Origin of the sequence: Nocardioides mangrovi (assembly GCF_020073815.1) — a bacterium.
GTDB classification, from domain to species: Bacteria; Actinomycetota; Actinomycetes; order Propionibacteriales; family Nocardioidaceae; genus Nocardioides; species Nocardioides mangrovi.
In genome coordinates this window covers 1-15,061 of sequence record NZ_JAIQZJ010000021.1, presented here as the reverse complement: position 1 = coordinate 15,061, position 15,061 = coordinate 1, and the positions used below count along the sequence as shown (strand labels likewise).

9 protein-coding genes, 1 tRNA gene and 1 pseudogene are annotated in these 15,061 nt (G+C 71.3%); 5 read left to right on the top strand and 6 right to left on the bottom strand.

The features are described 5' to 3' along the window. Window positions 1–21 precede the first annotated feature (21 nt). Together K8U61_RS22765 and K8U61_RS22760 are read right to left on the bottom strand one after the other, a co-directional pair. On the bottom strand, window positions 22–765 hold the full coding sequence (locus K8U61_RS22765) for a phosphatase PAP2 family protein (protein WP_224125303.1): 744 nt from the start codon (window positions 763–765) through the stop codon (window positions 22–24). Continuing rightward, window positions 740–1,396 (bottom strand): phosphatase PAP2 family protein, encoded by a 657-nt coding sequence (locus K8U61_RS22760; RefSeq protein WP_224125302.1) that lies wholly within the window; start codon window positions 1,394–1,396, stop codon window positions 740–742. Before K8U61_RS22760 ends, K8U61_RS22765 begins: the two co-directional genes overlap by 26 nt. Before the next feature lie 142 nt (window positions 1,397–1,538). Between K8U61_RS22760 and K8U61_RS22755 the strand changes: the two genes are divergently transcribed. From K8U61_RS22755 to K8U61_RS25270, 3 genes and pseudogenes are all read left to right on the top strand, one after another. Continuing rightward, entirely contained in the window at window positions 1,539–3,272 is a 1,734-nt protein-coding gene (locus K8U61_RS22755; protein WP_224125301.1) for a phospholipase D family protein, read from the top strand. A 3-nt stretch (window positions 3,273–3,275) separates the two neighbouring features. Then, window positions 3,276–4,121: pseudogene (locus K8U61_RS22750) on the top strand (PPK2 family polyphosphate kinase); the annotation flags it as partial. Between the two features lie 394 nt (window positions 4,122–4,515). Next, window positions 4,516–7,728 (top strand): PKD domain-containing protein, encoded by a 3,213-nt coding sequence (locus tag K8U61_RS25270; protein ID WP_272491985.1) that lies wholly within the window; start codon window positions 4,516–4,518, stop codon window positions 7,726–7,728. Between the two features lie 16 nt (window positions 7,729–7,744). Here K8U61_RS25270 and K8U61_RS22740 read toward each other — a convergent pair. Next, window positions 7,745–7,818: transfer RNA gene (locus K8U61_RS22740), tRNA-Ile, on the bottom strand. A gap of 185 nt (window positions 7,819–8,003) precedes the next feature. Between K8U61_RS22740 and K8U61_RS22735 the strand changes: the two genes are divergently transcribed. Continuing rightward, complete coding sequence (locus tag K8U61_RS22735) at window positions 8,004–8,243, top strand: DUF3099 domain-containing protein (protein ID WP_224125299.1); 240 nt, start codon at window positions 8,004–8,006, stop codon at window positions 8,241–8,243. 3 nt (window positions 8,244–8,246) lie between these two features. On the opposite strand, the gene K8U61_RS22730 is transcribed toward K8U61_RS22735, so the two are convergent. From K8U61_RS22730 to K8U61_RS22720, 3 genes are read right to left on the bottom strand one after another with little or no spacing between them, the layout of a single operon-like run. Continuing rightward, the gene (locus K8U61_RS22730; protein WP_224125298.1) at window positions 8,247–8,456 is read right to left on the bottom strand and encodes a hypothetical protein; all 210 of its coding nucleotides are present in this window, start codon (window positions 8,454–8,456) and stop codon (window positions 8,247–8,249) included. Window positions 8,457–8,492: 36 nt separating this feature from the next. Then, complete coding sequence (locus tag K8U61_RS22725) at window positions 8,493–11,717, bottom strand: response regulator (RefSeq protein WP_224125297.1); 3,225 nt, start codon at window positions 11,715–11,717, stop codon at window positions 8,493–8,495. 44 nt (window positions 11,718–11,761) lie between these two features. Continuing rightward, on the bottom strand, window positions 11,762–13,153 hold the full coding sequence (locus K8U61_RS22720; RefSeq protein ID WP_224125296.1) for a serine/threonine-protein kinase: 1,392 nt from the start codon (window positions 13,151–13,153) through the stop codon (window positions 11,762–11,764). 87 nt (window positions 13,154–13,240) lie between these two features. Between K8U61_RS22720 and tyrS the strand changes: the two genes are divergently transcribed. Next, on the top strand, window positions 13,241–14,509 hold the full coding sequence (tyrS, locus tag K8U61_RS22715; protein ID WP_224125295.1) for a tyrosine--tRNA ligase: 1,269 nt from the start codon (window positions 13,241–13,243) through the stop codon (window positions 14,507–14,509). The last annotated feature ends 552 nt before the right edge of the window (window positions 14,510–15,061 follow it).

The window sequence follows — 15,061 nt, the reverse complement described above, 5'->3', positions numbered from 1 at the left end:
TCTCCCTCCCCCTGACAGGACTTACCCGCGGTGCGACGCGGCCATTCCTGCTCGCTCGCTGGTCTGGCCGCCCTCGACCGCCGGAGTGCGCCGCAGCCAGTTCCAGGCGAGCAGGCAGGCGAGGGCCCCGTTGACCATGGCGACCACCACGTCGCTCACGTGGTGCATGCCGCGGTAGAGGCGCGCGGTGCCGACGCAGAAGGGGATCAGCAGGCACACGGTCACGACCACGGCGCGAAGCGCGGGCTGCCGGATCCGCAGGGCCATCAGGGCGAGGGTGAAGTAGAGGCCGGTCGCCGCACCGGTGTGGCCGCTGGGGAAGCTCGACGTCGGTGGCGAGTCGTCGAGCTTCTCGACGTGCGGGCGCTCACGGTCGATGAGCAGCGTGGTGAAGAAGAAGACCAGGGCCTGCGCGGAGATCGCGATGAGCGGGATGACGGCGAACCACCACTGCCGCGTGCGCCACCAGACGACGGCCACCACGACCACGCACACCCCGATGATGCTGACCGTCGCGCCGGTCCAGGAGAAGAAGAGCGTGATGCCGTCGAAGAGCGAGGTGCGCGACGAGGCGAACCACTTGTTCACGCGCTCCTCGCGGACGCCGAGGTCGTGGAGCGGACCGTCGGTCAGCATCCAGCCGATCGCCAGCACGACCAGCCACCAGGCGACCAGGGGTGCGGCGACGCGGACGCCGAGGTCGCGCCCGGCCTCCTTCAGGGTCGGGCGTGACGGGTCGTCATGCCACCGGGTGAGGAACGCCATTGTTCGACTCCTTGTCAGGGGTGGGGGTGGGTGGGCTCCAGCCCACGTAGCCGGCGTACGACGCGAGGCAGAGTCCGCAGCCGAGCAGCACGCCCGCGACCACGTCGGAGAGGAAGTGCGCGCCCATGAAGAGACGATCGGCGCAGGTCAGCAGTACCCACAGCGCCCCGACGCCGAACAGGAGCCAGCGGGCCGTCGGGCCCAGCACCGGCCGGAGCAGCAGGAGCGCGATCGTCACGACGATCGCGTTGTTGGCGGCGTGACCGCTGGGGAAGGAGTAGCCGGCGTGGACCGAGAAGGGGTCCTCGATCGCCGGCCGGGCTCGCTGCACCACGAGCTTGATGCCGACGGCGACGGCCCAGCCGGTCGCCATCGTGGCGAGCGCCCACAGTGCCCGGGTCCGCAGGTGCAGGACGAACCAGGCGACGGCGCAGAGCGGCACGCCGACGACCGCGTACATCACCCACGGCTGGCTGATCAGCTCCCAGGTCTCCGCGAGCGAGCGGAACCCCTCGTGGGACCGGGTGAAGTCGGTCGCCGCGACGCTGACCCGCTGGTCCAGGTCGATCAGCGGGTCGAAGTTCGAGCGCACCAGCAGCGCCAGCACGGCCAGGGCCAGGGCCACTGCCACGCCGTACACGACTGCCCGCACGAGTCGTCGCGCTCGCGTGTGTTCTCCCTCCACACCGGGAGAGTGCGCAGCGACGGGCTCGCGCAAACGTGGGAGTTCACGCGCCGTTTGCCCGGCCGTCGAGATGAGCAGAATGCCCGCCGTGGACGTGAGGGAGTGGCTCCTCGTGAGCGAGGAGAGGGAGAACCCGCACACCGCGATCGATGCGGTGCGGGGCGACGGGACGGCATGGAGCACGGGCAACACCGTGCGCGCGCTGGTGCACGGGCGGGACTACTTCGCCGAGCTCCACGAGCGCATCTGCGCGTTGGGGCCCGGCGACCGCTTCTACTTCGCGGACTGGCAGGGGGATCCCGACCAGCAGCTCACCGACGACCCGCGCTCGACGCTGAACAACACCCTCATCGACGCCGTACGCCGGGGCGTCGAGGTGCGCGGGCTGCTGTGGCGGTCCCACTGGCACCGCCTCGGCTTCAGTGCCCACCGCCACCGTCAGCTCGGCGAGGAGATCGGCGAGGCGGGCGGTCAGTGCCTGCGCGACATGCGGGTGCGGACCCGGGGCGCGCACCACCAGAAGTTCGTGGTCATCCGGCACGCGGACGACCCCACCCGCGACATCGCCTACGTCGGCGGGATCGACCTGTGCCACGGGCGCCGCGACGACGCCAAGCACCAGGGCGACGGACAGCCGGTCGAGATGGCCCGGGCCTACGGTCCGACGCCGGCGTGGCACGACGTCCAGGTGGCGGTGCAGGGACCGGCGGTCCACGACGTGGAGACGACGTTCCGGGAGCGCTGGGAGGACAGCACCCCGCTCACGGTCAACCCCGGCCGGCTGCTGTCGAGCCTGGTCCACCAGGAGGACCTGTCGCCCGAGCCGCTGGGCGAGCAGACCCCGCCTCCGCCGCCGCGGACCGACGGTCACGAGATCGTCCAGGTGGTCCGCACCTTCCCGGTGATCTACCCCAAGAGCTTCGACTTCGCCCCGCACGGCGAGCGCTCGGTGATGCTCGGCAACGCCAAGGCCATCGCGCAGGCCGATCGCCTGGTCTACGTCGAGGACCAGTACCTGTGGTCCGAGGAGGTCGGGGAGCACTTCGCGCAGGCGCTGCGTGCGAAGCCGGATCTGCGGCTGATCGTCATCCTCCCGATGGTGCCCGATCGCGAGGGTGCCGCGGTGGAGGTGCCCCAGCTCTACGGCCGGATGCTGGCCATGCGCCGGATCCTCGAGGCCGGCGGCGACCGGGTGGCGGTCTTCGGGCTGACCAACGACGAGGGCATGCCGGTCTACGTCCACTCCAAGACGTGCATCATCGATCATCGGTGGGCCAGCGTCGGCTCGGACAACCTGAACCGTCGCTCGTGGACCAGCGACAGCGAGATCGCCTGCACGGTCGTCGACGCTCGCGGCGACCTGGACGGGCCGGCACCGGAGGACTCGTTCCCCCGGGTGCTGCTGCGGACGCTCGTCGCCGAGCACCTCGGGTGCAGTCCTGACGAGGTCCCGGAGGACCCGCACGAGCTCTTCGACGCGATGGTGGCCTGCGCGAGCGCGCTCGACGCCTGGTACGCCGGCGACGTGCCCGACCGGCGTACCGGCGTCCGCGGGGTGCTCGCCGACCGGCGCCCGCGCCGCCCGGTGCCCGTGCCGGTGTCGCTGATCGGGCGGATCCCGGGCCACGCACGTCGTCGCCGGCGCGTGCTCGACCACGCGGCCGAGTTCGCCGCGGCGGAGCACGAGCACCAGCGACCGCCCGGCCGGCTGCGTCGGCTCGCGGCTCCTGAGCTGACCGCCGCCCAGCTGCTCTGGGCCCCGCGGCTGTACGACCTGCTGTTCGACCCGGACGGCCGGCCCCGACCCGGAGAGGGGAGCTGACACGTGGGGAAGCACGAGGACAGCTGGAGCGACGACCCGCGCGACCTGTTGCGCGCCGACGAGTCCGTCGCGCTGTCGACGATCGAGCGCGACGCGACCCCCGGCTGGACCGGTGGGAAGAAGGCGGGCAAGGGCTTCTCCCGCGGCCGCGGCGACCTGCTCAGCGAGCTCCAGGAGCGCCTCTTCGCCGAGGGCCGGGCCGGGGGAGACCGGTCCCTGCTCGTCGTGGTCCAGGGTCTCGACACGGCCGGCAAGGGCGGCGTCGCCCGCCATGTGCTCGGCATGGTCGACCCGCAGGGAGTGGCGCTGCGATCGTTCGGCGCTCCGTCGCCCGAGGAGCAGAAGCACCACTTCCTGTGGCGCATCAAGAAGGCGCTGCCCGAGCCGGGCCTGATCGGCGTCTTCGACCGCTCCCACTACGAGGACGTCCTGGTCGCCCGCGTCGACGAGCTGGTCACGCCCGACGTCTGGGAGAAGCGCTACGACGAGATCAACGCCTTCGAGGCCGATCTCGTCGAGTCGGGGACGACCATCGTGAAGTTCGGCCTGGTCGTCAGCCACGACGAGCAGGGGGAGCGGCTGATGAAGCGCCTCGACCGACCCGACAAGCACTGGAAGTACAGCGCCAACGACATCCCCACCCGGCGCAAGTGGGACGCCTACCAGGAGGCCTACGCCGACGTCTTCCGGCGCACCTCCACCGAGGCCGCGCCCTGGTACGTCGTACCGGCCGACCACAAGTGGTACTCCCGGCTCGCGATCACCGAGATCCTCACCCAGACCCTCATCGAGATGGACCCGGAGTGGCCCTCGGTCGACTGGGACCCCGAGGAGGAGCGGGCCGAGCTGGCGGCCACGCTGAGCACCCGCGCCCTGCGTCGGTCGCTGCGCGACACCGACCGGCAGGTCGAGAAGGCCGTGGCGGACGACCGCCAGGTCCGCGAGGAGGCCGCCCAGGCCCGCGAGGAGGTCGCGGGCGACTCCGACCCCGTGGCCGAGGCCGAGGCCGAGGCGCGCGAGGCCGAGGCGCTGGCCACGGCCGCCGCCGCCATGGTCGACCTCCGACGGACCCGACGCCAGAAGGCGGAGCTGCTGGAGGAGCGGGAGACGGCGGACTGAGCCCGCGGCGTGCGATCTACCGAGGACTGGGCATGACCGTCCCGTCGGCGTGGTGCTCGAATGAGGGACGCCCACCGGCTCCCCCCGGTGGGCGTCCAAGACCCCCATGCACCGGGCGGAGGGAATGCCCACGCGCAAGCACGTCACGCCGCTCAGGCTCCTGCTCCTCCTGGCCCTGCTGCTCGGTCTGACGTCACTTCCCCCGGCACCCACGCGGGCCGCCACGCTCTTCACCGCGGGCACGCCCGCGACCGGCTACCAGGTCGACGGGACCGTCTACACCACCTTGATCGTCGGCAACACCGTCTACGTCGGCGGCCAGTTCAAGAACGCGATCGCCCCGGACGGCACGCTGGTCCCGCGCGCCAACCTGGCGGCGTTCAGCATGAGCGACGGCGACCTGGTGACCTCCTTCCGTGCCGACGCCTCGACCACGGTCCGCGCGCTCGCGACGGACGGCGCGTCCCTCTACGTCGGGGGCGCCTTCAAGACGTTCGCGGGGGCCACCCGGAGCTACCTGGCGAAGGTCAACCTCGTCACCGGGGCGCTCGACGCGAGCTTCGCGCCGGCCGCCAACGACTCCGTCCGCGCCCTCCTCTACTGCGGCGGCGCGCTCTACGTCGGCGGCAACTTCACCACGATCGACGGCGTCGCGCGGTCCCGCCTCGCCAAGCTGAACCCGACCACCGGCGCCGCGGTCAGCGGCTTCGCGGCGACCCCGAACAACTCGGTCTACGGACTCACCACCAGCCCCGACGGGGGCACGCTCTACGTCGTCGGCAACTTCGGCACCTTCGGGGGCGCCAGCCGCAACGGGATGGCGGCCGCGGACGCCACCACCGGCGCCGTGCGCTCGCTGGTCTTCGCCAACGCCGCCAAGCCCTCGTTCGCCGTCGAGGTCAACGAGGACGGCAGCAAGCTCTTCGCTGCGGGTGGCTCGGCCACCAACGCGACCGCCGCCTGGAGCACGACGTCCGGGACCCGGCTCTGGCGCAACGTCACCGACGGCGACAACCAGGCGCTCGCCTACTACCGCGGCGAGGTCTACTTCGGCTTCCACGACGGCTACCAGGGCAACACCGCCCTCAAGCTGCTGGCCGCCGACGCCTCCACCGGCGCCATCGACCCGACCTTCCGGCCCACCTTCGACCAGTTCTGGGGCTCGTGGACCGTGGACGTCTCGGACAAGGGCCTGGTGGTCGGCGGCGACTTCACCTCGGTGGACGGCCTGCCGACCCGAGGGTTCGCGCGGTTCCCCGCGACGTCGGCGCCGCCGCCGTCACCGCCGTCGTCCACGACCCTGCTCGGGCCCAACACCGCGTGGTCCTACTGGGACAAGGGCACCACCCCGACCGGCTGGAGCACCGCGGGCTTCGACGCGAGCTCCTGGGCCACCGGCATCCCACGCCTGGGGTACGGCGACACCTTCGACACGACCGTGCTGAGCTACGGCTCGTCGTCGTCGAACAAGTACATCACCACCTACTTCCGGGCGGCCTTCGACCTCGCGACGGTCCCGGACAGCCTGTCGCTCCTGCTCTCCTCCGACGACGGGGCGGTCGTCTACCTCAACGGCACCGAGGTCGCGCGCGACAACCTGCCGAGCGGCTCGATCACGAGCTCCACCCTCGCGCTCACCGACCGCTCGGGAGGCGCCGAGACGGCGCTGGCGAGCTTCACGCCCCCGACGAGTCTGCTGGTGACCGGCCGCAACACGGTCGCCATCGAGGTCCACCAGTTCTCGCGGACGTCCTCCGACATGGGTCTCGACGTCGAGCTGGACGCGCTCACGGCCACGGCCTCCGACACCAACCAGTCGCCGACGGCCGCGTTCACCTCGTCGGTCGACGGCCTCACGGCCGACCTCGACGCGACCGGGTCGACGGACCCCGACGGCTCGGTCACCTACTACTCGTGGGACTTCGGCGACGGGACCACCGGCACCGGCGCCACCATCTCGCACACCTACGCCGCGGGCGGCGACTACGACGTGACCCTGAGCGTGCTCGACGACGAGGGCTCCCTGTCGACCGTCACCCACACGGTGACCGCCGACTCGCCCACGCAGACCGTGATCGCCAACGGGTCCGCGTGGCGGTGGAAGTTCGACAACGCCGCACTCCCGTCCGGCTGGAACACCGCCGGCTTCGACTCGTCCGGCTGGAACAGCGGCAACGCACCCCTCGGGTTCGGCGCGACGTCGGTGATCACCAACATCGACACCTTCGCGAGCACGAGCGACCGGCCGCGCGCGGCGTACTTCAGCAAGACCTTCACGGTCGCCAACCCGTCCCGCGTCAGCCAGCTGGTCCTCGACACGGTCGCCAACGACGGTGCCGTCGTCTACGTCAACGGCACCGAGGTGGGGCGCGCCAACATGCCGGCCGGTGCGGTCACGACCACCACGTTCGCGTCGGCGGCGCCGAAGGCGGCCAGTGCGCCGGCCGTGCACATCAACGCCGATCCGGGGCTGCTCGTGGCCGGCACCAACGTCGTGGCCGTCGAGACGCACCTCAACTACCGCGGCACCCCCGACGTCACCTTCGACCTCACCGCGACCGTCCTCACCGGCAACGCCCGGCCAACGGCGGCGTTCACGAGCTCCGCCAACCAGCTGCAGGCGTCCTTCGACGGCAGCGGCTCGAGCGACTCCGACGGCACCGTCGCGTCGTACTCCTGGGACTTCGGTGACGGCACCACCGGCACGGGTGCCCAGCCGACCCACGCCTACGCCGTCTCCGGCACCTACCCCGTGACCCTGACCGTGACCGACGACGACGGCGCGATCGGCACCGCCTCCCATCCGATCACGGTCGCCTCCGCCGACCCCACGGTGATCCCGTACGGCGCCACCTGGCGCTGGCGGTACGTCGCCTCCACGCCACCGGTCGCCTGGACGACCGCCGTGTTCGACGACTCGTCGTGGGGGAGCGGCACGGCGCCCCTCGGCTTCGGCGACTCGACCGTGGCCACCAACGTCGACTCCTTCGCGACCACCTCCGACCGGCCGATCGCGATGCAGGCGCGCCGGAGCTTCCAGGTCCTCGACACCACGAAGGTCACCTCGCTGACCCTCACCACCTGGGCCGACGATGGCGTTGTCGTCTACGTCAACGGCACCGAGGTCGCGCGCTCGAACATGCCGACCGGCACGATCTCCTACAACACCTACGCCTCGTCGGCCCGCTCGACGACCACGGCCCGCGGCGCGCCCCTGACGATCACTGTCCCGACCAGCCTGCTGGTCAACGGCACCAACGTCGTCAGCGCCGAGACCCACCTCAACTACCGAGCGACGCCGAACATGTCCTTCGACCTGCGCGCGGTCCTGCGGTAGTGCCGCGGAGCTCGCGTGGGGCGGGTGGGGCTCGAACCCACGACCCAAGGATTATGAGTCCTCTGCTCTGACCGACTGAGCTACCGCCCCGTGGCGGGTGAGCCTACCGATCTCGTGCCGGTTGCCTCGCAGCCGGGCCTTCCGTGGCTGTCACGCCCCGTTACTGCCTCTACCCACGGTGCTGCAGCACGGTGGGAACAAGCGCTGACCCGGCGTGACAGGCGCCGCGCTCGGCCTCGCACCACCGCCGCGGGGCGCCGGACTACCGTCGAGGAGTGGAACGACGACGCCGGCACCGGGCCTACTTCTGGCTGATGGGCACCTGCGTGGTGCTCATCCTGCTGGCGTGGAACGTCGTCCGCCTGTGGTCGACCACCGCCGCCGTCGTGATGAGCGTGGTCGCGGCACTGATCCCGCCGGTCGCGGCGTTCGTCGGCAACCAGGGCGCGCTGGACCGGTCGGCGCCGCCGACAGCCGACGAGGAGCGCGCCGAGGACCGCACCGAGGACCGCTGATCCTCACTGGGACGGCTGGGGAAGGTTCACCTCGCAGTCGACCTTCGGGTTCGCGCCGAAGTAGTTGAGGGGGCCGGCGACGATGGTCAGCACCGTGTCCCCGGTCGACTTGCAGCTGACGTCCCGGTCGTCGCCGAAGTAGCCGCGCTGCCACGCAGCGAGCACGCCGATGACCAGCCAGACCACGACCACGAGGCCGATGATGCTCTTCATGCTGCACGGCGTACCCGCTCGCGGGTACGCCGAACCTCAGGACGCCGCGCCGGAGCTGTACTGCGCCTGGTAGGCCAGGAGCGCCGAGCGGCCGACGGCGAGCTGCTCCTCGAGCTCGTCGAGCAGGTCGGTCACCCCGTCGGTGGTGCCGGTGTCGGCCACGAGCTCGATCTGCTGCGCCGCGCGCCCGGCGGCGGTCACGCCGAGGTTGAGCGCGCCGCCCGCCAGCTTGTGCGAGACCTGCTTGAGCAGCGGGGCGTCGCCCTCGTCGGCCGCGGTGCGGATCTGCTCCAGGGTGCCGGGCGTGTTGGTGACGAAGTTCCCGATCGCCCGGTCGAGGTAGGCGGTGTTGCCGGGGTCGAGGTCACGGAGCTCGTCGAGGCGATCCAGAGCGAGGATGCCGAGGTCGCCGGACGACTGCTCTTCCCGAGGTGCGGACACGCGGGGAAGCGTACGGCGTACCGGTGTGTCCCCGTGGGATGTCCAACGATCGAGCACGGCGCTCAGCGCGGCGGAGTCGACCGGTTTGGTCAGGAAGTCGTCCATCCCGGCGGCCAGGCAGCGGTCCCGCTCGCCCTCGACGGCGGCCGCGGTCATCGCGATCACCGGGAGCCGCTGGCCGTCGCTCTCACCGGCCCGGATCGCCCGGGTCGCGGCGTAACCGTCCATGCGGGGCATCTGGACGTCCATCAGCACCGCGTCGAAGGCACTGGTGGCGAGCACCGCCAGCGCCGCCTCGCCGTCGTCGGCGGTGGTGGCGGTGTAGCCCATCGCCTCCAGGAGGCCGACGGCGACGAGCTGGTTGACCGGGTTGTCCTCGACCACGAGCACCCGGCGCGAGGTGGTCGGGCCGTCGGCGGGGACCGCCTCCTCCTCGCCGCGCGGACCGACGCCGGCGAGGTGGGCGAGGAGGGCGGTGCGGATCTCCCCGGCCAGGGCGGGCTTCGACAGGCAGGCCGCGATCCCCGCGTCCTCGAGCTCCGCGGGCGTCGGCGTGGTCGCCGAGGTCAGCATCAGCAGCGTCAGCCCGGCGTACGACGGGGCGCGGCGCAGCGCGCGGGCCAGGTCGAGCCCGTCCCGCCCGGGCATGCTCATGTCGAGCAGGACCCCCTCGACCGGGTCGCCGGCGGCCACCGCCGCGGCGAGCAGTCGCTCGGCCTCGTCGGCGCTGACCGCGGACAGGGTCCGGATCCGCCAGCGGGCCAGCTGCTCCTCGAGGATCAGCCGGTTGTGGTCGTTGTCGTCGACGATCAGCACCCGCCGGTCCGCGAGCCAGGCGCGGCCGTGCTCGTCGTCGGGGTCGACGCCGGGGCCGGCCGGCTCGGCGAAGGTCGCGGTGAACCAGAAGACGCTGCCACCGCCGGGGTTCGGCCGCAGCCCGATCTCGCCGCCCAGCACCTGGACGATCTCGCGGGAGATCGCGAGGCCGAGCCCGGTCCCGCCGAACCGCCGCGTCGTCGAGGCGTCCGCCTGGGTGAAGGCGTCGAAGAGCGTCGCGACGTGCTCGGGGTCGACCCCGACGCCGGTGTCGGTGACGCTGACCTCGAGGACGGTGCCGCCGTCCGCGGCGGGGGTCGCGGTCGCGCGGATGAAGACCTCGCCGGACTCGGTGAACTTCACGGCGTTCGAGCCGAGGTTGGCCAGCACCTGCGCGAGCCGCGTCGGGTCGCCGGAGAGCACCTCCGGCACGTCGGGGTGGCAGGAGACGATCAGCTCGAGACCCTTGGCGCGTGCGGCCTCGGCGAGCATGCTCGCGACCTGGTCGAAGACCGGTCGCACCTCGAAGTCGAGCCGCTCGAGCTCCAGCATCCCGGCCTCGATCTTCGAGAAGTCCAGGACGTCGTTGATGATCGCGAGCAGCGCGCGGCTGGCGACCTGGACGCCGGAGGCCAGCCGCGCCTGGTCGGCACTGAGGTCGCTGCGCATCAGCAGGTCGTTGAAGCCGATGACGCCGTTGAGCGGGGTCCTGATCTCGTGGCTCATGGTCGCGAGGAACTCCGACTTCTGCCGTGACGCCTCCATCGCTCCGTCGCGGGCGTCGGCGAGCTCTCGCTCGTGCCGCTCGCGCTCGGCCACCCGGCCCAGCTGCACCGCGACCTGCTCGACCATCGACTGGATCATGTCGTGGCGATAGAGCGGGGGATCGGAGGTGATCGTGACGACCGCGACCACCTCCTCGTCGTAGGAGACGGGGAAGGCGATCGTCAGCCGTTCCTCGTCCCACCTCGAGGCGCGCTCACGGAAGGCGCGGTTGGCCAGGTCCAGCTCCATCGCCGTGTGCTCCGGCGTGGCCAGGTCGGCCTCGTCGTCGCCCTCGTTCACGTAGAGGGGTACGACGCGCTCGCCGGACTCGTCCGGGACGAACGCGCGCCCGCGGCTCCAGTCGTCGTGCAGGAGCACGAGGTGCTGCGCCTGGGACAGTACCTCCCGCAGGCTGCGCGCCTCGTTGGCGGCGACCGCCACGGTCTGCATGAGCGTGTTCTGGCGGACCTGGTCCTCCAGGGCCAGGTCGGCGAGCTTGGTCTCGGTCACGTCCTGGTGGGTGCCCGACATCGCGACCACCTGGCCGTCCGCGCCGGCGACGGACTCGCCGCGCCCGCGCGTCCACACCCAGGTGTCCCCACTGCTGATCCGGCAGAGGAAGCGGAACTCGCGCGGCTCGTCGCGCGCCTCCTGGACCGCGGCGTCGACGGCCGCGCGGTCCTCCTCGTGCACGATGCCGAGGAAGTCGTCGTAGGTGACGGGGAACGCCGTCGGGTCGAGCCCGTACAGGGCGCAGAGCTCCTCGGACGCCGTGATCTCGTCGGTGACGACGTCCCACTCCCAGCTGCCGAGTCGCGCGAGCCGGTGCGCCTCGGCGAGCCGGCGGCGGCTCTCCGTGAGGTCGTCGAGCGCGCGTCGCCGGCCGCTGTAGTCGCTGATCCGGTGCACGAAGCCCGCCATCTCGCCGTCGGGGCCGCGGAGCTCGCGCTCGCTGATGATCACCCACAGCGAGGTGCCGTCCTTGCGCCAGAAGAGGACGTCGACGTCCTCGCCGTTCGCGCCCTCGCTCTTGAGCACCTCGAGGTGCTCGCGGAACTGCTGGCGGCCGGGCTCGTCGAGGGAGTCGAAGACCGTGGTGCGCGCCATCTCGGCCTCGTCGACGCCGTAGAGCCGCAGCATCGCGGGGTTCGCGTAGAGGGTGCGACCCTCCAGGTCGCAGACCCAGATGGCGTCGGGCGACCTCTCCACGATGTCGCGGTACAGCGCCGCCAGCTCCATCGAACCTCCCGAGCACAGGGTAGGGGGTCCGAGGGCGCGGGGACTCAGTCTTCCGCGGCGATGAGGTAGTCCCCGTCGGTGCCCTCGAGGGTGAGGGTGACCTCGTCGCTCGTCTTCGAGCCGTCGGGGTGCTGGTACTCGACCGTGTAGGTGATCTGCTTCGACTCCGGGTCCGCCTGCGCGCTGGTCATGTCGGCGGTGCTGATGGTGCGCCAGAACTTCTGGTACTGCCCGAAGTTGCCGCTCTGCGCCTGGAAGTCCGGTGTCAGCTGCTGCCACGCCGCGTGAGGATCGGTGGTCACCGTCGCGAGGTAGTCCTCGACGAAGTTCTCCATGCCGTCCTCGGTGACCGCGGCCTGCGACGTGCCCGACGTCGCCGGCCCCGAGGAGGCCGACCGCGTCGGCTTGTCGGTGCCCGTCTCGGCCGGGGTGTCGTCGCCGCGCAGCGCCAGCCAGGCGACGAGGGCGACCGCGACGACGATCGCCGCAACGGCCAGGATCGCGACGGCGCCGCGTCCGCGGCGCTCGCGGGGAGGTGGGGTCACCGGCGGCGCCGCCGGCGGCGGGGCGGCCGGCGGGATGGTCAGCGTCCGCAGGGTCGGCGTCTCGGCGACCGGAGCCGCCGCCGGCACGGGCAGCGCCGCCGCGGCCGACGGCCCGGTGGCCAGGTAGTCGCGCACCTGCGCGCTGGTCCAGCGCTGGTGCGGGTCGGTGGCCATGGTGGCGCGCAGCAGCGGGTCCAGCCACCCGGCACCCGCGAGCCGCGGCGGCTCCTCGTGGACGATCCGGTAGAGCGCCCCGAGCACGTTGTCGCCGACCTCGTACGGCGCCTGCCCGGCAAGCGAGTGGTAGAGCGTCGCGCCGAGCGACCACATGTCGCTGGCCGCGGTCGCCTGCTGGCCCGAGGCCACCTCGGGCGCCAGGTACGCCGGCGAGCCGGTGACCAGCCCGGTCTGGGTGAGGGAGGCGTCGGCCTGGGCGCGGGCGATGCCGAAGTCCGACAGCTTCACCTGGCCGTCCGGGCCGACGAGGATGTTCGAGGGCTTCACGTCGCGGTGGACGATCCCGGCTGCGTGCGCCGCAGCCAGCGCGTCCGCTGCCTGCCGGACGATCGCGGCGGCGCGCTCGTTCGGCAGCGGGCCCTCGGAGCGCACGAGGGCGGCGAGCGTGACGCCTGCGACGTACTCCATGACCAGCCAGCGCTCGTCCCCGTCCTCGACGAGGTCGTAGATGGCCACGACGTGCGGGTGGTTGAGGCGGGCGGCCAGCCGGGCCTCGCGCTCGGCCCGCTCCAGGTCCGGGGTGGCGCCGCCAGGGCCCATCCCGACGCGCTTCAGCGCGACCTGACGACCGAGCACCTCGTCGGTGCCGAGCCAGACCGCGCCCATCCCCCCGCGCCCGATCTCGCGGTCGAGCACGTACCTCCCTGCGATCACGTCATCCGTCCTTCCCGAATCCCCGCGAGCCTAGTCACGCGCTCCATGGCAGGCTGGGACCGCACATCCCGCACTGAAAGGTTCACCGTGACCGTCGATCCCACACTCCTCGACGACCTCGAGTGGCGCGGCCTCATCGCCCACTCGACGGACCTCGACGCGCTGCGCGAGGCCCTCTCCGTGGGGAGCGTGCGGTTCTACGTGGGCTTCGACCCGACGGCGCCGAGCCTCCACATGGGCAACCTGGTGCAGATCGTCACCGCGAAGCGGCTCCAGCTGGCCGGCCACACGCCCTACGCCCTGGTCGGGGGCGCGACCGGGATGATCGGTGACCCCAAGGAGTCGGGGGAGCGCGTGCTCAACAGCCTCGACACGGTCAAGGACTGGGTCGAGCGGGTCCGCCACCAGATCGAGCCCTTCCTCGACTTCGAGGGCGCCAACGCCGCGACCATGGTCAACAACTACGACTGGACCGCGAGTCTCTCGACGATCGACTTCCTGCGCGACATCGGCAAGCACTTCCCCGTCAACCGGATGCTGGCGCGCGACGTCGTGAAGAGCCGGCTGGACGCGGGCATCAGCTACACCGAGTTCAGCTACGTGCTGCTCCAGTCGTTGGACTTCCTCAACCTCTACCGCGACCACGGCGTGACGCTCCAGTTCGGCGGCTCCGACCAGTGGGGCAACCTGACGGGCGGCGTCGAGCTGATCCGCCGCTCCGACGGCGGCAAGGCCCACGCCTTCGCGACGCCGCTCGTGACCAAGTCCGACGGCACGAAGTACGGCAAGACCGAGGGCGGCGCCCTGTGGCTCGACCCGCAGATGATGTCGCCGTACGCCTTCTACCAGTTCTGGCTCAACGTCGAGGACGAGAAGGTCGGGGAGCTGCTGCGGATCTTCACCTTCCTCTCCCGCGCGGAGATCGAGGACATCGAGACCCAGCACGCCGAGAAGCCCTTCCTGCGCGCGGGCCAGCGCGCGCTCGCCGAGCAGGTGACCACCTTGGTCCACGGTGCGGAGGAGACCGAGCGCATCCAGGCGGCGTCGGCTGCGTTGTTCGGCGGGGGAGAGCTGTCCGGGCTGAGCCCGGACACGCTCGGCGCCGCGCTGCAGGAGACCGGGAGCACGGTCGTCGACGGCGACGAGCTGCCCTCCGTGGTCGACCTCCTGGTCGCGACCGGACTCGCCAAGAGCAAGGGGGAGGCCCGGCGCACGGTCGGCGAGGGTGGTGCCTACCTCAACAACCAGCGGGTCGAGGACCCCGAGCAGGTGCCGTCGAGCGACGACCTGATCGGCGGGCGCTGGCTCGTGCTGCGCCGCGGGAAGAAGAACTTCGCCGGCGTCGAGGTCCGCTGACCCCCTCCTGACCTGCGTAAACGTGGTTGTGCGCCGGGTCACGCGCGCCCGATTTGAACTCGGCCGCAGAGTCCCCTAATGTTCTCCGAGTCGCCAGGGAGCGGCGGGAGGCAAGACCGGTCAGGTCGGGCCTCCGGCCCCGGCGGCCATCCCCTTCTCATCATCACCTTTCCGGTGGCGAAGCGCGTCTCACTGAGACCCTCCAAAATTGGAAAGCACTGTGGTGTGCGCGGGATGCGGCGGAAAAGCCCGGATTTGCACCGGGCCAAAACAATCCGCTAAGTTTTACGAGTTGCCCCGGACGGGGAGGCCGAAAAGCCGAACTTCCGAGTGCGTCTGATTTTTGAGAACTCAACAGTGTGTCATAGTCGACGAATTAGTTTGTTTATGCCCCGTTGACTGGGTCTGCCTTCGGGTGGGTTTGGTCGCGGATTTCTTTGACAATGATTCTGACAACATTTGATGTCAGTGTCTCCTGTCAGGGTAGAATTTTACGTTTTCAACGGAGAGTTTGATCCTGGCTCAGGACGAACGCTGGCGGCGTGCTTAACA